At 55.9% G+C, this 20,384-nt stretch carries 13 protein-coding genes; 8 read left to right on the top strand and 5 right to left on the bottom strand.

The genetic code is table 11. The features are described 5' to 3' along the window. Positions 1–357: 357 nt before the first annotated feature. From VK738_00930 to VK738_00945, 4 genes are all read right to left on the bottom strand, one after another. On the bottom strand, positions 358–3,741 hold the full coding sequence (locus VK738_00930) for a carboxypeptidase regulatory-like domain-containing protein (protein ID HTD21195.1): 3,384 nt from the start codon (positions 3,739–3,741) through the stop codon (positions 358–360). Positions 3,742–4,033: 292 nt separating this feature from the next. Further along, positions 4,034–4,837: a VTT domain-containing protein gene (locus VK738_00935; GenBank protein ID HTD21196.1), complete on the bottom strand. Its 804-nt coding sequence runs from the start codon at positions 4,835–4,837 to the stop codon at positions 4,034–4,036. A gap of 456 nt (positions 4,838–5,293) precedes the next feature. Continuing rightward, on the bottom strand, positions 5,294–6,250 hold the full coding sequence (locus VK738_00940; GenBank protein ID HTD21197.1) for a ferritin family protein: 957 nt from the start codon (positions 6,248–6,250) through the stop codon (positions 5,294–5,296). Positions 6,251–6,464: 214 nt separating this feature from the next. Then, entirely contained in the window at positions 6,465–7,307 is an 843-nt protein-coding gene (locus VK738_00945) for an isocitrate lyase/phosphoenolpyruvate mutase family protein (GenBank protein HTD21198.1), read from the bottom strand. Positions 7,308–7,527: 220 nt separating this feature from the next. Between VK738_00945 and dcp the strand changes: the two genes are divergently transcribed. Beyond that, complete coding sequence (gene dcp / locus VK738_00950; GenBank protein ID HTD21199.1) at positions 7,528–9,660, top strand: peptidyl-dipeptidase Dcp; 2,133 nt, start codon at positions 7,528–7,530, stop codon at positions 9,658–9,660. A gap of 63 nt (positions 9,661–9,723) precedes the next feature. Here dcp and VK738_00955 read toward each other — a convergent pair whose 3' ends face one another. Further along, the gene (locus tag VK738_00955) at positions 9,724–10,308 is read right to left on the bottom strand and encodes a cupin domain-containing protein (protein ID HTD21200.1); all 585 of its coding nucleotides are present in this window, start codon (positions 10,306–10,308) and stop codon (positions 9,724–9,726) included. 440 nt (positions 10,309–10,748) lie between these two features. Between VK738_00955 and VK738_00960 the strand changes: the two genes are divergently transcribed. The 7 genes from VK738_00960 to VK738_00990 all read left to right on the top strand — a co-directional run bounded on the left by VK738_00960 (position 10,749) and on the right by VK738_00990 (position 20,312). Further along, positions 10,749–11,999, top strand: a complete 1,251-nt coding sequence (locus VK738_00960; protein ID HTD21201.1) for a PLP-dependent aspartate aminotransferase family protein — start codon at positions 10,749–10,751, stop codon at positions 11,997–11,999. Then, complete coding sequence (locus VK738_00965) at positions 11,996–12,424, top strand: M67 family metallopeptidase (GenBank protein HTD21202.1); 429 nt, start codon at positions 11,996–11,998, stop codon at positions 12,422–12,424. Before VK738_00960 ends, VK738_00965 begins: the two co-directional genes overlap by 4 nt. A 2-nt stretch (positions 12,425–12,426) precedes the next feature. Next, positions 12,427–13,611, top strand: coding sequence for a homoserine O-acetyltransferase (locus VK738_00970; GenBank protein HTD21203.1), 1,185 nt, complete (start codon positions 12,427–12,429; stop codon positions 13,609–13,611). 90 nt (positions 13,612–13,701) lie between these two features. Beyond that, entirely contained in the window at positions 13,702–14,388 is a 687-nt protein-coding gene (locus tag VK738_00975; protein HTD21204.1) for a TetR/AcrR family transcriptional regulator, read from the top strand. Further along, the gene (locus tag VK738_00980) at positions 14,385–16,157 is read left to right on the top strand and encodes a long-chain fatty acid--CoA ligase (GenBank protein ID HTD21205.1); all 1,773 of its coding nucleotides are present in this window, start codon (positions 14,385–14,387) and stop codon (positions 16,155–16,157) included. Before VK738_00975 ends, VK738_00980 begins: the two co-directional genes overlap by 4 nt. Before the next feature lie 108 nt (positions 16,158–16,265). Further along, a complete protein-coding gene (locus VK738_00985) occupies positions 16,266–17,624 on the top strand; it encodes a nucleotide sugar dehydrogenase (protein ID HTD21206.1) in 1,359 nt (452 codons plus the stop codon). Between the two features lie 57 nt (positions 17,625–17,681). Further along, positions 17,682–20,312 carry a SpoIIE family protein phosphatase gene (locus VK738_00990; GenBank protein ID HTD21207.1) on the top strand — a complete coding sequence of 877 codons (2,631 nt, stop codon included), beginning with the start codon at positions 17,682–17,684 and terminating at the stop codon, positions 20,310–20,312. Positions 20,313–20,384 lie beyond the last annotated feature (72 nt).

The raw sequence follows: 20,384 nt of genomic DNA on the forward strand, positions 1-20,384 counted from the left end.
TGTATATGGATAGCTTCTGTCAGTCTAGTGGAATGCACTGAGCTTTGACTAGATTTACAGTCCTGCGCCTTCAAGGCTTTGTAACTCTAACAGTAGCTTCTGACGACTCTTGCTGAGTTGCTCGGTAGCCAGCTTTCCACCTTTTAGAGTCAGTTCCCCGGTTGAAACGAGTTTTTGAATCCTTGGGGACTCACCCTCGAGTCTCTTGAGCATTCGCTTCAGATACGCGATTCTCGTGTTCTTCGATTGCATAATATTGCTGATATTTAGAAGGGGTAAGCAGTTTGCTCCTGACCACTTAAAAAATCTGGGGCCGGACTTTCACAGTCCGGCCCCGGGATTTTGAATGAGACGGGTCTAGAAGTTTATGTGGGCCCCTAACTGCAGAATGCGGGGGGCGTAAGTATCAGTTACTTGCCCCAGATTTTGAGCTGCGGCATTGGTGCCAACCCGGCTGAATTCCGTGTGGTTGAAGATGTTGAAGGCATCCACACTGAATTTCAGATTGACGCGATCTCCATAGATAGGTGTAGTTTTAGTCAGCGACAGGTCCATGTTGGTGCGGCCCGGACCGCGCAGAAGGTTGCGCGCGGCAGTTCCATACCCACTCGCAACCGCGCTACTGAACGATTTGGGATCGAAGAACAGCAACCCATGGTGCGGGTCCAAATAGCGAACCGGCCCGACCAGATTCGCATTGACCAGATTTCCGTCGCCTTCTCCGGAAGGTCCTGGAGTGCCATTCAGCTCCGGCAGCCCGGCGGTAATCGTAAGCGGGAATCCGGTACGCCAGGTGATGTTTGGATATAAGCTCCAGCCTTTCACCAAGGCCTTCGGTCCGCGGTTGAAGGGCAGGTCCCATCCGCCGCTGAAGGTCAGCACGTGGCGCAAATCGTAATCAGACGATCCACGGAAGATATGGGGCAGGAAGAATGGAACCTGGCTGTTGTTGTTGCGGAACCCTGAGGCATCGTCAATGCTGTGCGCCCAAGTGTAGCCGAAGGTGTAGTATACACTGCCCAAAATGGGCACCGAGGTTGGGTGCTGTCGCAATGACACTTGCAACGCGTTGTAGTTGGCATTGGCGACGTTCATGAATTGCGGCAAGAAGCCGAGACTGCCGTCCACGTTGCCGGGAGTTTCGTTCAGAATGCGGATTTTTATGCCTCTGCTTAAAGCCGCGGGGTCAAAGGGATTGATATCTTTCAGCCCGGTCAATCCGTGGGACGAGCTTCCCACATAGGCGGCTTCGGCGACCAATTTCCCGGCCAACTGATGTTCTATGCTCAAGTTGTATTGATAGGTGTAGGGTGTGCGCAGATGTGGATCAACGAAGAATACACCACCACCACCGAAGGTGCCGACCGTGTTCGCGAAGTTCACGTTGTGATCCACGGGTTTCGAGGGAAACGGGTTCGTCGATCCAGTTGAGCCAAAAGGATCGGTTACAAAACCAAACGGCGCGGCAGTGCCGCTGGGATCTGAGTAACCGATGAAGGCGGTCGAAGCGAAAGGAAACTGGCCATTGAACTGGAAGTTATCTTCCGCTTTGAGCACGTCGTAGAACATACCTATTCCCCCGCGAATGCTGGTTTTCTGGTTATGGAACGGTTGCCAGGCAAAACCAAAGCGCGGAGCGAAATCGGTTTTGCGGGGATAGTTTGCTCCGGTGGGTGCTCCCTTATCTCCGGGGAAAAGTACTCCGACAGGAGCATTGGGGAACACCGTAGACTGAAGGCCCGGAACAATAGAGAACGTCCGGCCCTTGGTATCCAACTTGGGGGTACTGCCCTCGTAACGCAGCCCCAGGGTAAGTACCAGGTTTCGGGCCACGTGCCATTCATCCTGCCCGAATATGTAAGTGGCTTTGGTACGAATGTTGGAAGGAGCAGCGGGCGCCTGGAAAAAGGAATCTGGCACACCTACCAGGAAATTGGCGAATTCATCGCCTGCCGCAAATGGAACCTTTCCATCGAGGGACGACACGAAATCAAAGTTACCGTTCACAAAGAAATCAAATACCTGGTTATCCTGAAAAGCGGAGAAGCTGCCGCCAAACTTCAGAGTGTGAGCTCCATGCGTCCAGGAAAAGGTATCGGAGTAGGAGAAAGTGTTGTCAATAAGAGTGGACGGTCCCTGAGGACTGAAGCCAACCGACAGAGCTGGAAAGGTCAGAAGAGAGGGACCGGTTGGGTTGTCTGGCGTGATGTTGCTGCCAAAAGAACTGGGCGTGCCAAAGGTCTTTGGGGGCTTGGCCTGTAGCGTATCCCGGCGTTGGGCGGTCATGCGAAACTCGTTCAGCATGGTGGGCGTCAAAATGCGCGTGTATGCAAGATTCAGGAATTGCCGGTGCGCATTGCCACTACTGACAAACTGAGGGCTGCCGGGTTGGGCAGTAGCCCCGCTACCGGAGACGCCCGCCAGCAGACCCAGATTCGGATTCTGCGACCTTCCCAGGGTTACGGTAAAGTGGTCTTTACTCGTAGCTTCAAAGTCGAACTTACCTGTGATCTCATCACGGTCGTCCCGCACTGGATTCTGAAAAGATATTGCTCCCAGCGGGAGTGTGGAAGTTGGAATCAAGCCTGCCTTGATGTAAGCCTTCGCCACTGGATCAAACTTGGTAGGGTCGATTATCGTGGGATCGCCGGGGTTCACTCCCTGCTTGGTGGGATCTGGCTGGAAAAACGGATTGGCCTGCAGAAAAGCTGCCACGGATGCCTGATTGGGAGAAGCAGAGAAGTCTCCAGCAAGCTCGCTTGGAGTCAATGTGCTGCCATTTGCAGGAGTAATCTGAATCTCGCGCTGTCCCTGATAGGCAACGAAGAAAAAGAGCTTGTCTTTCTTGATTGGCCCGCCCAAGGTGGCGCCGTACTGATTGCGCTTGAGAATGGGCCTTGGCTGCCCTAAGGCCTTATTGATAAACCTATTGGCGTTGTAAGCGTCATTGCGGTTGTATTCGAAGGCGGTGCCGTGAAATGCGTTTGTTCCGGACTTGGTTACGACTGTGACAATGCCGCCGCTGCTGCGTCCGTATTCAGCGGTAAAGTTGCTGGTAAGAACTTTAAATTCTTCGATCGCGTCGGGGTTGGGATTGTAGACAACCCCGTTATCCAGAAGATCATTATTGATTCCGCCGTCGAGCAGAAACGTATTCGAATCGTTGCGTCCGCCGTCTATGCTGAACCGGGTGTTTGCACTGGCGGCGCCAGCGTTCCCCGGGTTATCGGCGGGAGCGACACCAGGCTGCAATAGCACCAGGTCGAGGGCGTTGCGGCCATTCAGAGGCGCATTACCGATTTCCTGCTCTAACACTGTCGAACCCATGGTGGGCGTGATGGTCTCTACCGTTGATGCAGCACCTTCGATCGTCACCGTCTGCGTTTCGCTGCCGACTTGCATGTTGACGTCAATTTTGGCGGACTGGTTGATCTCAAGCTTGATCGGATTCGTGGTGACGGGACTAAAGCCCTTATGATCGACAGCAATTCTGTAGCTCCCAATGGGGAGCGCTGCGATCTGATATGCGCCGCCGCTATCTGAGGTAACAGCACGGGAAATGTGTGTCGCCGTATTCGTAGCTACAACATGCGCCCCGGACAATACTGCGCCTGTCTGGTCGTAGATCGTACCGATGATGCGACCGGTTGCCTCCTGCGCTGAGAGCGCGGTCGAAAACACTACCAGCAACAGAAACCTAAAAAAAATCTTAAGCAAACTACGTTCAAGTCTCGTACCCATCTTTGTGCCCCTCCAGGGATTTTTTACAGCAGATGTTGGGACGCAATTGTGCACGCCAGCATCCACTCTTAGAGCCAGCTAAGTTGTACAAAAACCTAGGACGAGGACATTGAGAATACTGGAAATCGTATGCATTCATTCCAAAATTGGTATTCAATCAGGCGAATGTCACGATATCCACCGGATAGCGCGCGTCTACCCACGCCTGAAAGCCACCTGCCAGGGGACGCACGCGGGTAAAGCCCAGCTTCTTGAGTTGCAGCGCCACACGGGCGCTGGAGGCTTCGCCTGGTCAAGTGCAGTAGAGAATCAGATCGCGGTCTTTGGGAATTTGCGGTGAATGAGCGGCGATCTCCTCGGGCTTGATGCGGAGCGCACCCGGGAGAGTGCGCGGGTCGTGCAAAAAATCCAGAGCATGGCGCAGGTCTACAATCGCCAGCGCTTCCCCTTGCTCGAGCATCTGCTGGAGTTCGGCGGGTGAGACGCGGGCCATGCGCAGCTCATGCAGCAGGCGCTGCCGGTTTATATACTTCCAAACAATATTGCCCACAACCGCTGCCATGCCCAGCCCCAGCAGCCAAAGCACAACCGCCTGAGCCAGTTGTGTGCCAGACATTTGCTGTGCCGGTATGTAGCCCACCAGCCCCACCGAAAGAGCCCACAAGATCGAACCCGCCACACTGAAGACGACAAAACGCCAGAGCTGCATGCGCAGGGTTCCGGCCAAAGGAGGCACGACGCGTCCTATTCCGGGAACAAATTTGCAGTAGAGCAGCGAATACTCGGCGTGCTTTTCCATAACGCGCTTTGATCCGCTTACACAGGAATCGGGCGACAGTGAGAGGCGGCAGAGCAGACGCAGTGCCTGGGTGCCGCGACGCCGTCCCAGCTCGTACCAGAGCAGGTCTCCCAGCAGAAACGCCACCACTGTGACGGTCACGGCCCAGATCAGACTCATGCGGCCGGAGCCGGCCAGAGCTCCTGCGGTAATCATGAAGGGCATCAGCAGCAGGGGGAAACCAATGCGTTCTCCCAGCGCAAAGAGAAAGATGATCATGTATCCGTGCCGCAGCAAAAGTTGGTAGGCTTCATTCATATCAGCTACGCTCAGTGATTTGACAAACCATCGGGGTGTTTGGGTTCAACTTTAGTTTGGGGTTGGCTGGGCCCGGGAGACGATACCCAGACTCCATAGGCAATCGTGCGCAATATCAAGTCTACCTTCCGCATCAAGGAATTTTCCCGATGCCGCCGCCAGCGCCCCTGCATTCCAGGATTTCGTGCAACGATCGCTGCGAGCGGCACAGGACGCACTCTGGGGAGAATTCCCTGGGGCAGTATTTCTTCTGCAGGCATTTTAGGGGTGTTTCGACTGCGCGTCCATCCGTATCGAGGCTACAGATTTTCTCCAGGCGCTCCGCTCAACATGACAGTAAGGACGCTTTGGCAGGTACCTGAAAACCGTCGGGAAAAGAAAAGAATTCAGGACATGGTGAGACAGCCGGGGACGGCTGTGCCACACGAGCTTTTCTCGAGGGAATCTCTGCGTTTTCTACGAGCTACCGATCAGGATTCCGGTCAGGAAGACCAGCACGCCGCCCAGCACGACTTGAAATGCTGCGGAGAGAAACGGAGTATCCATGTAGCGGTGACGGATGTAGCTGATCGCTGCCAATTCAACGGCGACTACAATGACAGCGCAGGTCATGGCGACACGGAAGTCGTGTATGAGGAACGGAAGGGTGTGACCGATGCCTCCGGCTGCGGTCATCAGTCCGGTTACGGAGCCGCGCAGCATGGGCCGGCCGCGGCCGGTGAGCGAGCCGTCATCGGAGAGTGCCTCGGCGAACGCCATGGAAATGCCCGCCCCCACCGAAGCTGCCAGCCCTACAAGAAAAGCGGTCCAACTGCTCTTGGTGGCGAACGCTGCGGCAAAGACCGGGGCCAGGGTCGAGACCGAACCATCCATCAAACCCGCGAGGCCCGGTTGTACGATCTGGAGAACGAACAGACGGCGTTGAGCATCTTCTTCTTTCTTGTGCACTTGAGGTGTGATCGCTGCCTGCAGAGTGCCCGCCGTCGCGTAATGTTTGCGCTCGACCTCAGCCAGGTCGCCTAACAGCTTGCGAATGCCGGCATCGGTTACCTGCCGCATAGCCTTTTCGTAAAAACGCCGGGTCTCAAGCTCCATGAGCTCAACCTGTTTTCGGACCTCGTTGATGGACAAGGGACGCGAGAGCCAGACGGGGCGCCGCTGCACGAGCCCCTTGACGTCTTCCCGCCGAATCAGAGGGATATGCTCGCCGAAGCGGGCGCGATAGGTCTCAATCAGGCTGGCGCGGTGCTGCGATTCCTCTTCGCGCATTTCATCGAACAGCTTGCCGGTGTCAGGATAGGTTTCGCGCAGACCGTCAGCGAAATCGGCGTAGATGCGACTATCCTCCTCTTCCAGGAAAATAGCCAGGGCCAGAATTTCACGCTCAGAAAGTTCGCGGAATTTTTTTGCCATCCGTTTTTCCCCTGGCTTTTACCTTACTGGAATTTCAGCTTGCTTGCCAGCCAGATGCTAGACCTATTTAGTTTTTCTGTACGTAAAGAACAGCATCGCCCATACAAGAAAAACGCAAGATCCTTCGCGCCAAAAAACGGCGCTCAGGATGACAAGATGCAAACGGAATGGCGAAATAGGACGAACAGTAATAGTTAAAACGGCATAATTGTCGTTATGTCTTGAAAATGGCGCTTATCTCCTTCGGGCTTGCGGCTTCAGATGCGAAGGTAAAGGTGCCGTGCTCTTGCATCTCGCGTGCGGCGCGAAGAAAAGCGCCAAGCGCGGTGCGGCAGAGCGCGCTGCCCACGCTGACGCGCTTGACACCAATTGCCGCGAGGTCAGCCAGACTCAGTTGAACGCCTTGCAGCCCCATTAGCACATTCACCGGGCGGTCCAAGGAGCTGACGACTGCGGCGATGTCGTCCCTGGTGGCCAACCCCGGCGCATACAGGACGTCGGCGCCCGCTTCCTGATAGGCCTGCAGCCGCTTGATCGTGTCTTTGAGATCTGGCCGACCGTGCAGGTAGTTTTCCGCACGTGCGGTCAAGGTGAAAGGAAAGGGGAGGGCACGCGCCGACGCTGCCGCCGCGCGAACTCGCTCAATCGCATGTTCCACTTCATAGATCGGATGGTCGGGGCGCCCGGTTGCATCTTCGACTGAGCCCCCGACAACTCCCGCGGCCGCCGCAAGTTTGATGGTCTCGGCAACGATTTCAGGCGCGTCTCCAAAGCCGTTCTCAAGATCTGCGCTGACAGGCAGGGGAGTGGCTGACGCGATCGCCGACGCATTCGCCAGCGTCTCCTCACGGTCAAGCGTGTTATCCCGCCGCCCGAGAGAGAAGGCGTAACCCATGCTGGTCGTGGCCAACGCCTCGAAGCCCAGGTGTGCCAGCAGACGTGCAGTGCCCACGTCCCACGGATTGGGGATGATGAATGCGCGGTCACGCTCATGAAGGGCGCGAAAAGCCCGTCCCTTTTCAGCTTGAGTTGCCATTGCGGCGCTGGTTGTTGTCATTGTATCCTCCTTGTTTTAGCTTAGCTTCAAAATGGACAATTAGGAAAGGCGTTGCGGCTTATGGTTCGGCAGCCACATCAAGTCACCGTTGTTTTGGGCAGTTGTACAGTTTGAGATATCCACTCACGAAATGTGCGAGCAATATGCCCACACGACAGCCGGCGGGCAGCCGGCGCTACTTCACCGCTGTTTTTGGCGTCCAACGATTACACTATTTATCATGACTACTCTGATTATTTCTGCTGCCGTCGTCATTGGCTTAACCGTTTCTTCTGCGCCGGCATCCGGTGTGGAGTTCGGCCCGTACAATCCTTTCTTTGCGCCCAGTTCCCTGCCGTTTCAGGCGCCAGCGTTCGACAAGATCAAAGACGAGGATTACCAACCGGCGATTGAAGCTGGCATGGCGGAGCAACGCAAGGAAGTACAGACGATTGCGGATAATCCGGCTTCGCCGACCTTTGAGAACACCATTGTCGCGATGGAAAAAAGCGGCCAGTTGTTGACGCGGGTGCAGCGGGTTTTCTCCGCCGTCACCGGTGCGAACACCAATCCTGCACTGCAGAAGGTAAAGGCGACCGAAGCGCCGAAACTGGCGGCCCACCGGGACGCAATCTATCTTGACGCAAAACTGTTTCAGCGCGTGGCAACGATTTATAAGAAACGCAATTCGCTGAAGCTCGATCCGGAATCGTTGCGCCTAGTTGAGTTTTACTATGATGAGTTCGTCCATGCAGGGGCCAACCTCACGGAAGCCGACAAGACCGAACTGAAAAAGCTGAACGAGGAGCTGGCAACGCTTTCCAATGCCTTCAGCACGAAGCTGCTGGCGGCCACGAAAGAAGGCGCGTATGTGACCAAGGACAAAGGCGCGCTGGCGGGCCTGACCGACGCGCAAGTGAACGCTGCTGCCGAGGCGGCGAAGAATCGCAAGGTGGAAGGGTTCCTTCTTCCCTTGCAGAACACCACGCAGCAGCCTGATCTCGTCTCACTCAGCAATCGCGCCAGCCGCCAGGCGCTCTTCGCGAACTCCTGGGAGCGCGCGGCACGCGGCGATGCGAACGACACGCGTGACACCGTCGCACGCATGGCACAACTACGCGCCCAGAAGGCCAAGCTGCTGGGGTATCCAAACTTTGCGGCATGGCAGTTGGAAGACCAGATGGCAAAGACGCCGGAAGCGGCGTTGAAGTTCATGGACGCGCTGGTTCCCGCGTCCACGGCGAAAGCGGCCGGCGAAGCACAAGACATCCAAGCCTTGATTGACGCACAAAGTGGCGGGTTCAAGCTGCAGCCGTGGGACTGGGAGTTCTACGCCGAGCAGGTCCGCAAAGCCAAATACGATCTCGACGAGGAGCAGGTCAAACCCTATTTCGAGCTGGACAACGTACTTCAGAACGGCGTTTTCTACGCGGCGAACCAGCTTTATGGACTGACATTCAAGGAACGGAAAGATCTTCCCGTGTATGCCCCTGGCGTTCGCGTGTTCGAGGTATTTGACGCCAATGGCAGCACGCTGGCGCTGTTTTACTGCGACTACTTCAAGCGTGACAACAAGCAAGGTGGCGCCTGGATGAACAGCTTTGTCGGACAGTCCAGACTGCTCGGTACGCTGCCGGTCGTCAGTAACGTTGCCAATTTTCCCGCGCCTGCTCCAGGTGAGCCAGCCCTCCTTACCCCCGATGACGTCAGGACGATGTTCCACGAATTTGGTCACGCGCTGCACGGCATGTTTGCTAATACTGAATACCCCAGTCTTTCCGGCACCTCGGTAGCGCGCGACTTTGTAGAGTTTCCTTCGCAGTTCAACGAGCATTGGGCGACTTATCCGGCGGTTTTCCAGCATTACGCCAAACATTACAAGACCGGCGCACCTATGCCGGCGGAGTTGGTCGCCAAGATAAAGAAATCCGCTACCTTCAACAAGGGCTACGAGACCACCGAGTTGCTGGCAGCGGCAGAGCTGGACATGAAGTGGCACACCCTTCCGGCAAGCGATGCACCTCAGAATCCGGATAAGTTCGAAACCGAAGCGTTACAACAAACCCACTTGTCGCTCAGCTACACCCCGCCGCGTTACCGTTCCAGCTACTTCAGCCACATCTGGGCCGGTGGATACGCCGCCGCTTATTACGCCTACCTGTGGACAGAGATGCTTGATGACGATGCTTTTCAATGGTTCGAGGAACACGGCGGGCTAACCCGCGCCAATGGTGACCGGTTCCGCCAAATGGTGCTATCACGCGGCAACACGGAAGACCTTGGAAAGATGTACGCGGCATGGCGCGGAGCGCCCCCTAGCATTGAACCCATGCTGAAGTATCGTGGTCTCGAGCCGGCTAAAGCTGCCAAGTAGACGCCGAATCTGCCCCACGCCGCGGACTTCACCTCGCTGACCAGTCAGGTGCTTGACTCTTTTTTACGGCTTCTTGTCTGCAGGAGGCTGGACTATATCCAACTCCGCATCGCCATGGTGGTAACAGTCTTTGACGCCGTCGCGAGAGAGAAGCTCGCCCACTTGCCCTTTCGGGACTGATCCACAGCGCAGCATTTCTTCGAAGCCCGGCTCGTTCCAAATAGCGACGAGGCTGATGTTTTCCTTGCCGGTGTTTTTCAAGCTGATCCAAGTCTCGGCGGGAATGAATACCAACCCGCCCGCCTGCACGTCGTACTGTTTGTCTCCCAGCCACACGTGGGCGCTGCCTGTCTGGATCAGAAGGATCTCATCCTCCCCATGGTGTTTGTGCTTCGGGATAGCCGCACCGGGAGGGACCTCCTCGGTAAAGAGCAGTAGATGCTTCGAGCCATTGGTCTTCGGACCAATCTTTAGCAAGAAATCACTACTGGGCGAGGATACTCCCTCGCGCGGACGGCGAGTGCGAAGTTCGCCTTCGTTCTTTTGCAAAACAACAGCTTTAGCGCTCCCGTCAGGAGCGGGCGTTTGCGTGGCGACGCAGTGGGTACACAGCAGAACAGCAACGAGCAGCTTGAGCGCATTGGACATCGGTTGACTCTCCCCAAGCCGCCGATTATAACGGGAACTTTGAAGGAAGAGGTCAGAGTTGCGAAGATTTCGGGTGAGTTGTCGGCAACCCGGGAACTGGCCCACTACCCCGTACTTCCAGCGTCTTGACAGAGCACGAGTTTCCCAATTAAAATTTGATCTTTAATTTCTAAGTGCGCATGACGGCAAATCAATACAGCGCGTTGAACGACCGCGGGATGGCCATGGCCATGTGGATGTCCCTTTCCATTCCTATTGGAAGGGGACGGCTTTGCGGTCTACACGCCCTGTGCATGAAAACATTACGATTGAACGCGTAATTCGCGCATAGAGTTTCCGAAGCCGGCCCCAACCTTACAAATCCTGGGGCCGGTTTTTTATTTGTATTCGCAGCGGCGCCAGATCGAAGGGCCTTAATTTAAATGGAGGCAAGAGTAACAATGTCCCGCAAGAAACAGGATCTGGATTTCACAACCCAACTCGTCCACGAAGGTGAGCGGTTGCCCACGCCAACCGGCCAGCCGGTCGCAACGCCGATCTACGCGACCGCGACGTTTACTTACCCTTCCATGGATGAGATGGATAAGGTCTTTGCCGGTGAAACCCAGGGATACGTCTACACCCGTTATGGGAATCCGACGGTTGCTGCGCTGGAGAAATCAATTCAGAAGCTCGAAGATGGCGCATTCGCCTGTGCCTACGCCTCGGGCATGGCCGCGCTGCATGCCGCCATTTTTGCCTGTCAACTCTCTCCCGGATCAACTGTACTGGCTTCGCAAGATCTTTACGGCGCAACCCTCGACCTGCTGTTCAACGTGTTTGGTTCTTTTGGCATCAATACGGTGACTGCTGATTTCAATAAGCTGGATGAGTTGCGCGAAATTGCCCGCAAGGCGAAGCCGCGTGTCCTGGTTGCAGAAACTATTTCGAATCCTCTGCTCAAGGTTTGCGACATCGCGGCCTGCGCTGAGATTGCGCACGCAGCCGGGGCCAAGCTGATTGTTGATAACACCTTTGCCTCTCCTTATCTGTGCCAGCCTCTCAAACAGGGTGCGGATTTTTCAGTGCACAGCGCCACTAAATATCTGAGCGGCCACTGCGACGTCATGGGCGGCCTCGTAGTTGCCCGCGACGAAGCCGACAAGCTCGCGCTCATAGGAATCATGAAGCTGGTGGGTGGAGTGCTAGGCCCATGGGACGCACATGAGATTTTGCGTGGCGTGAAGACGCTGGCGGTGCGTCTTGACCGGCAGTGTAGCAATGCAAGCTACATCGCCGGCGAACTCAAAAACCATCCCAACATCTCCAAAGTTCACTATCCCGGATTAATTGCTCACAAAGACGAAACTGTCTATCGCACCCTGCGTCAGGATGTTGCCGGCGCACTGCTCTCGATTGAACTCAATCCGAATACGCGCGAGGCGGCCTTTCAGTTTATGGATTCACTTCAGCTCTGCGTACGCTCCACCAGCCTGGGAGACGTGTTCACAGGCGTGCTGCATCCGGCGACGGCTTCGCACCGTGAGATGGCGCCCGCGCGGCGGCAGCAGCTTGGCATCAGCGATGGCCTGGTGCGCATTGCGATCGGAATCGAAAGCGCGCAAGACATTCTTGCAGATATCCATCAGGCATTGGCGGCCGTGGAGAAACACCTCGGCGCGGCTCACGCGGTTGGAGCAAAAAGGAAATGATCCGTATGCGGGAGCAGCATATCAACCAAATTCGCGGCCTGGGTGAAAAGGAGTATCCGTATGAATGCTGCGGGCTCTTGCTCGGACATTTCGAGGATGATGAGCGCAAGCGACTGGTTGAACTCTTCCCTATTTCCAATGCCCGCGAGGAAGAGGCCCGGCGCAAGCGCTTTTTGATTGAACCAGCCGAGCTATTGCGCGGTGAACGCTATGCGCGTGAACATCAACTGGATGTCATCGGCTTCTATCATTCGCATCCGGAAGATTCCGGCGTTCCCTCGCAATATGATCTCGACCATGCCTGGCCGGTCTATTCCTATGTGATTGTTTCCGTGCTTAGCGGCAAGGCGGTCAATCTTTTTTCCTGGGAGATGCAGGAAGACCGCTCGAAGTTCAATGCGGAAGAAGTTGTGAAAGAGAATTAATTATGTCCATCAGCAAAGGAGAGGAGATGAGCACGCTGCCCAAACCTACCGTAGAAGACAGCTATACGATGGCTCATTTTCCGCTGGCGTCGGGGGAGGCTTTGCGGCCCCTGACGTTGCGTTACGCGCTCTACGGAAAGCTGAATCAGGCGCGCGATAACGCCATCCTGGTGTGCCATGCACTCTCCGGCTCAGCGCAGGTCGCCGACTGGTGGCCCGGTGTAGTTGGCCCGGGCTGTTCGATTGATACGGAACGCTATTGCATTATCGGCGTGAACGTCATCGGATCATGTTACGGCTCGACCGGTCCCTCTTCCCTGAACCCGGAAACCGGCAAACCTTATGGCGGCAATTTTCCCCTGATTACGATCCGCGATATGGTTCGGGCACAGGCTCAGTTGCTGCGCGAGCAGTTGGGCGTTGAACATCTTCATACCGTCATTGGCGGTTCGCTGGGCGGCATGCAGGCATTGCAATGGGCAGCGGACTACCCTGAATCGGTCCAGCGGTGCATTGCCATCGGCGCTACGCCTCTTTCTGCCATGGGGCTGGCTCTCAATCACTTGCAGCGGTATGCGATTCAATCTGACCCGAACTGGAAGCAGGGCGAATACGCGGCAGATGGCGGTCCGGCTGCAGGATTGAGTCTGGCCCGCGCCATCGCTATGTGCTCCTACAAATCAGCGCAGTTATTTGACGAGCGCTTTGCGCGGCGTCCTAACGAGCGCGGAGGCGAGGACCCACACCGCTCTCTGGCTGAACGCTTTGACGTGGCCGGATACCTGGACTATCAGGGAAAAATATTCGTTGACCGCTTTGACGCCAATACGTATCTGGCACTCTCCAAGGCGATGGATACCTTCGATTTCGCCATAGGATACAGCTCTGAAGAGGCCTCATTCCGGCGCATTCGCGCCCGCGTGTTGCTGGTGGGCATCTCCTCAGACTGGTTATTTCCTCCTAAGGATGTGTGCGACCTTTCCCGCCGCATGCTTTCGGCTGGAGTCAGTACCCGGTATCTTGAACTCTCTTCTGGGCACGGTCATGACGCATTTCTCGCGGAGCCCGACGCCGTAAGGGCGATCATCGGCCCCGAGATCGAAACACCGATTGGGCAACGCAGCGTGCCTACTCCTGAATTTTTGCGGATAATTTCTCAGCTCAGAGGCTCCTCTGAGTGCACTTAGCCGGGGAACTTGTATCATTGCAGGATGGCCGATTTCCACTGATAATTCCCTATTGTCATAATTCAAAATGGGATTGCGCTGGAAGGCCGATTGCAATTAGAGTGTGCATTTCCCTTTACCCAAACCATGGATAGCGACTCTACCAACGAAAAAATGGCGGCCCCGGCCTCTGCTCCAGCCGGCAGTGAAAAGCGCGCCGATAAGTACCAGCGCATTTTGGAGGCTGCGGTTGAGGTCATTGCCGAACATGGCTTTTTTAATGCGCGGGTCTCCGACATCGCCCAGCGCGCCGGAGTGGCCGATGGCACGATTTATCTGTATTTCAAAAGCAAAGACCAGATCCTGATGGCCGCCATCTCCAACGCCTTCGGGGCGTTCCTTGAGCTGGCGCGCACTGAGGTCAAGAGCGCGGCAGACCCGCGTGACCGGCTGCGGCGGCTGGCTTTGTTGCATCTAACATCGTTGGGATCGAACCGGAACCTGGCCATTGTCTTTCAGACCGAGCTGCGCCAAAGTGCGCGCTTCCTGGCGCAGTTTTCGCAGCACCAGTTAAAGCAGTATTTTGACCTGATCCGCGAAGTGGTGCGCGAAGGACAGGAAAAGGGGGTCTTCCGCGGCGACCTCTCCGATAAAATCGTGGCCAATTGCTTTTTCGGTTCGCTTGACGAGATGGTAACTTCCTGGTTGCTCAGTGAACGGGACTATTCACTACCCGGCGCCGCCGATGCTGTGGTAGATGTTATCTTGGGTGGAGTGGAAACCCGGCATTCTTCATGAAGCTCGAAACGCTCAACGACATATTTTTCAACTCTGTGGCGCGCAACCTGCCTCGTGTCATGACCTTTAAACAAGGCGGGCAATGGATCAATATCTCATCCCAGGAGTTGTACCGCCAGGTGGCAGGTGTAGCGCGCTCGTTGCAGGCCTGGGGGCTGGGTAAAGGCGACCACGTTGCCATCCTGAGTGAGAACCGCCCGGAGTGGCCGATTGCTGATTTCGCCTGCCTGCTGCTGGGCATCGTGGATGTCCCGATTTATGCCACGCTGCCCGCCGATCAGATTGTTTATCTCTTAAACAATTCAGAGGCGCGTGCGATTTTTGTCTCCACCAAGGAGCAGCTACAGAAGGTCCTGCAAATTCGCGCGCAGACCAGGATTGAAAAAATCGTGTTGATGGAAGACAGCGAACATAGCGAAGCTATTCCGTTTCGCAGCTTGATCGCCAACGCGCCGCCGGAAAGAGACCCAGCCCTTGACGCTATCGGCGAGGCCATCAAGCCCGATGATCTGGCGACCATCATTTATACATCCGGGACTACCGGCACGCCCAAAGGCGCCATGCTCACGCACGGCAATATCGCTTCGAATATCAGCTTTTCTCTGCGTGACTTCGGGTCGAACCCGTGCGACCTTTCCATCTCTTATCTTCCTCTTTCACACATCACCGCGCGCCATCTCGACTACTACTGCTTATACAGTGGAGTAACGCTGGCGTATTGTCCCCATCTCGAAGATTTGCCGCAGACCCTGATGGAAACGCGTCCAACCATTTTGGTCAGCGTTCCGCGCGTGTATGAGAAGGTCTATAACAAAGTCATGCAGGAAACCAGGAGTGGAATCAAGCGCTCGATCTATGAATGGGCGATACGGGTGGGACGGGCACATCGTGATGAAATTCTGGCTGGCCGAATCCCTTCCTCCTGGGAGTGGAAAGTGGCGAACGTGTTGTTATTCTCGAAAATCTATAAAGGCTTCGGCGGGCAGACACGCGCATTCATCTCCGGAGGCGCGCCGCTGGGAATAGATCTGGCCACATGGTTTGCCGATATGGGAATCGTAATTCTTCAGGGATACGGCCTCACGGAAACTTCTCCTGTGATTGCGATCAATACACCTCAAGCCAACCGCCTGGGCACAGTGGGCAAGAGGTTGCCCAACGTGGAAATCAAGATCGCCGAAGATGGTGAGTTGCTGGTGCGCGGCCCCAACGTCTTTCACGGTTATTGGAAGCTGCCGGAAGAATCACAAAATGCTTTTGTGGATGGCTGGTTCAAGACCGGCGACATTGCGGCTTTGGATTCCGATGGCTTCCTCAGCATCACCGACCGGAAGAAAGACCTGATTAAAACCTCCGGAGGCAAATTCATTGCTCCGCAACCGCTGGAAAACCAGCTCAAGTCGAACCCCCTGGTCTCGCAGGCCGCCATCATTGGCGACCGCCGCAAGTTTCCCGCTGTCATCATCGCGCCCCAATTCCCTGTGCTGGAAGATTGGGCGCGGGAAAATAATGTTTCTTTCTCTTCGCACGCCCAGCTCATCACCAACCCTAAAGTACAGGAGCTCTACCAGGGCATTATCGAAGGACTCAATGCAAAGTTGGCCCAATTTGAAAAACTAAAGAAAGTTTTACTGGTGCCCGATGAGTTTTCCATCGCCACCGGCGAGTTGACTCCCAGCATGAAGCTTAAACGCCGCTTCGTGGAACAAAAATACAAGGCGCAAATTGATGACCTCTACACCAAATCAGATGCCGGAGTGACGGTTTAGGCGGGCGCACAACGAGCGCTAGACATCTGCTCATTATGAAAATGCTGTAAAGGTCACCACGTGGTAAGCGGGCCGCCTTATCCTGCATGATAAAATCACTCTTTTACCATGTCTTCTTCTATCAAGATCGACTCCCTGGCTGCGGCCCTGCAACAGAAAATTGAGAGTCGCACTGCGCGCATTGGAATCATTGGACTCGGCTACGTAGGCTTGCCACTGGCCCTCTTGTTCAGCGATGAGCGCTTCCCGGTCACCGGTTTTGACGTTGACAACTTGAAGGTCAAGGCCCTCAACCAGGGTGAGTCGTACATCTATCACATTCCTGCCACCCAGATTCAATCGGCCCAGACCCGCGGCTTTCGCGCCACCGATCAGTATTCACACCTGGCAGAGATGGACGCCATCATCATCTGCGTCCCAACTCCGTTGAACGAGTACCGCGAACCGGACCTCAGTTACATCCAGGCCACGGCGGATGCTATTGCGCCGCACCTGCGCGCCGGACAACTTGTCGTCCTCGAAAGCACAACGTATCCGGGAACGACGGAAGAAATTCTGGTAGCTACGCTGGAAAAGAAAAATCAACGCGGGCTCAAAGCCGCGCGCGCGGATGCACCTCTCGAGGACCGCTTCTTTGCGGCGTTCTCGCCCGAGCGTGAAGATCCAGGAAACCAGAGCGTGGCCCGGCGTGATATCCCCAAGGTCGTGGGAGGGCTGGAGCAAAACGCCAGCGAATTAACTGCGCTTCTTTATAAGACAATCTTCAACCGCACGGTGAAGGTCTCTTCGCCGGCAGCGGCTGAGATGACCAAGCTGCTGGAGAACATCTACCGCTGCGTGAACATCGCCCTGGTCAATGAACTCAAGCTGCTGTGCCTGCGCATGGGCATCGATATCTGGGAGGTCATTGAGGCTGCCGCCACGAAGCCTTTTGGATTTCAGCCCTTCTATCCCGGACCGGGCCTGGGAGGGCACTGTATTCCCATAGATCCGTTTTATCTTTCCTGGAAGGCCAAAGAGTATGACTTTCAAACCCGCTTCATCGAGCTGGCGGGCGAAATCAATACCATCATGCCCTACCACGTGGTAAGCGCCGTAAGCACCGCGCTTAACCGCGAAAAGAAAGCGCTGAATGGCTCGCGCATCCTGGTCCTGGGCGTGGCTTACAAGAAAGATGTGGACGACCTCCGCGAATCCCCTGCCCTGACCATTATTGAGCTGCTGCGTGCGCAGGGCGCTGAAGTGAGCTACCACGACCCATACTTTCCCTCCATTGGCAAAGGCCGGCACTATGATCTGCAGATGCAGTGCGCCCCCCTTCGCGACCTCGGCCAATACGATTGCGTCCTTGTGGTAACCGACCACTCCGACTACGATTACCCTGGCATCGTGAATGAGGCCAAGCTCGTGGTGGATAGCCGTAACGCAACGCGTGGAATCATTTCATCCAAGATCGTGCGCTGCTAAGCAAACTGCTGCTCTCCCCGGCCATCCGCTACAATCCTTTTGCTGGATGTAATCCTGATGCAGAAGACCACAACTCCTCGCGCAATCAAACCGCCGTTGATCCAATATGTGTTGCTGGCGATCATTTGTGTAATGGCAGTGCTTTATCACGTGCGCCTCGCCCAAGACATCCTGCACGGAGAGAGAGTTAACGTTCCCTTCCTGCTTCCTCAGGCCGCCAGCGCTGCCCTGGCCTATGCGGCGCCGGGCGCAGTTGGGTTGCACAGCGGCGACATTCTGGTGGCCATCAACGGACGTCCTTATACAGGAACCGCAGTCTTGGTCGAAGAATCCGCCAAGACACAACCCGGAACTTCACTGGCAATAACGGTCCGATCACCGGGGCCGGGCGCTCCCGGAGAACGTACCGTGCAAGTTCCTGTCACCTGGGGCAAGCCCCGCGCTGCCTTCTTGGGGATCGACGTGGTGGTTGGCTTTGTTATGCCCATCTTCTGTCTTCTGCTGGGAATCTGGGTGGCGGCGGCGCGGCCCAGAGACCCGCTGGCCTGGCTCCTGTTGGCACTCATGCTTAGCCTCCCCCAGGTCTTCGAACTAGCTACAATCGCCGGTTGGGGGCCGGGGATCCGTGAGTTGGCCATGGCCTATCATGCCGTACTGGCAGGCGCCTGGCCGATTTTCATGTATCTCTTTGGACTGTATTTTCCCGAGCCCTTTCCTCCTGCTCCTCGCTGGAGTTTCAGGAACCTGGTCTGGAAGATTTGGCTCTGGATTGGAGTGGTTCCACTCGCGATTTTCGGCTTGGCGGGCGGGACCATCGTCCGAATCGGTGAAATGACCAACTACCAGCTGGTTGCCCCCATCTACCACCTGGCGCTTCCCATCGGTCCATACCTGCAGGTGATGGCCTACATTCTGGTCACCATTTTTTTCGTCGCCATCGGCGCGAAATCCAGCCTGGCGATTTCCGCCGACGCCAAGCGCCGCTTGCGGCTGCTATATCTTGGCAGCGCGCTGGCCATGACTCCTGCGTTGTTGGCTACGATCATAACCGTCATTGAAAAAAAAGCGCAATCTGACATCTTCTCGGGTTGGTTGCTGGTTTTTATCGTCACCATGCTGGCTCTGTTCCCTTTGACCCTGGCCTACGTGATCGTGGTGCAGCGCGCCATGGATGTGCGCATGGTGCTGCGCCAGGGCTTGCAGTATGCGCTGGCGAAAACCGGATTGCGGGTGTTACAGATGGCAGGTACGCTGATGATCGCCATCGTTATCTACCTGATCACCAGGAAAAACCAGAACCAGACGATGACGAGCATTGCGCTGTCAGTTATCGCGTTCTTTGCAATTCGCCGGATTCGACGTGTCGGGGAAAAATTGCGCTTATGGCTCGATCGCCGTTTTTTCCGTGAGGCCTATAACGCTGAACAGATATTGACAGAGTTGAGTGAACAGGTTCGCAGCATGCTGGAGCCACGTTCGCTGCTGGAAAAAGTGGCCACCCAGATCGCCGAGACTTTGCACGTACGCAACATCGCGGTCTTGTTGAGCGGCAGCGAAATTTACCAGCCCGCCTATGCCCTGGGATTTCCCTCCATTCCCCAGGTTGCCTTTCTCGCCTCGACCGCCACGGTCAAGCACATGCGCGAAAACCGGGAGCCGGCGCGCATCTACCTGGAAGACCATAGCTCCTGGATCTACAGTGAACCGCAGGCAACCGAAGAGGAACGTGGCAAGCTGGCTGAGCTGGGCTCGGAATTGCTGCTCCCCCTCCTGGTTCGCGACAAACTTCTCGGATTCATCAGCCTGGGACCTAAACGCTCTGAAGAACCGTATTCCGGCAACGACGTGCGTTTGCTCAAGTCGGTCGCGGCGCAGACCGGGCTGGCGCTTGAAAATGCGAACCTGATGCAGACCATTGCCGACGAGGTAGCACAGCGCGAGCGCATGAATCGCGAGGTGGAAATTGCCCGCGAGGTGCAAGAGCGGCTCTTCCCGCAGAAACTTCCGGCCATCAAAGGACTCGATTATGCCGGCCACTGCCGTCCCGCGCTGGGAGTCGGCGGAGACTATTACGATTTTCTCTCGCTTCCCGAAGGGCACCTCGGCGTAGCCATCGGCGACGTTTCTGGAAAAGGCATTGCCGCTGCCCTGATGATGGCCAGCTTGCAAGCCTCTTTGCGCGGCGAAGCCGCGCGCGCGCCCAAAGACCTGGCCGCCGTGATTGCCAATATCAACCGGCTTGTCTATGAGACTTCTTCGGCGCATCGCTATGCCACATTCTTCTATGGCCAATACGATCCGGTGACTCACCGGTTTGACTACGTCAATGCCGGCCACAATCCCCCCCTGCTTTTGCGCTCCTGGAACGAAAAATGGGAGATATCACGTCTGGACGTGGGCGGCACCGTGGTGGGCCTGCTGGAAAGCTTCCCCTACCAGCAAGGTCAGGTAACACTCGCCCCTGATGACGTTCTGGTTGCTTTTACCGATGGAATCAGCGAAGCGATGAACAGCAACGAAGAAGAATGGGGCGAAAAGAATCTCATTGCGACCATCGAGTGCAACTCCAACTCGAAGCTGCCGGCTGCAGAGCTGCTGAAATGCATCCTGCAAGCTGCTGATGCTTTCGTTGCCGGGGCCCAGCAACATGACGATATGACGCTCGTAGTCCTGCGCGTTCTTCGATGATCAAACTGGGATGAGGATTGCTGCCCTTTTGGAATGGCAAAGCAAGTTGCTGCGCAAAGATTTTAGAAAATC

The sequence above is a fragment of the Terriglobales bacterium genome, from assembly GCA_035487355.1.
Classification (GTDB): Bacteria; Acidobacteriota; Terriglobia; order Terriglobales; family Acidobacteriaceae; genus QIAW01.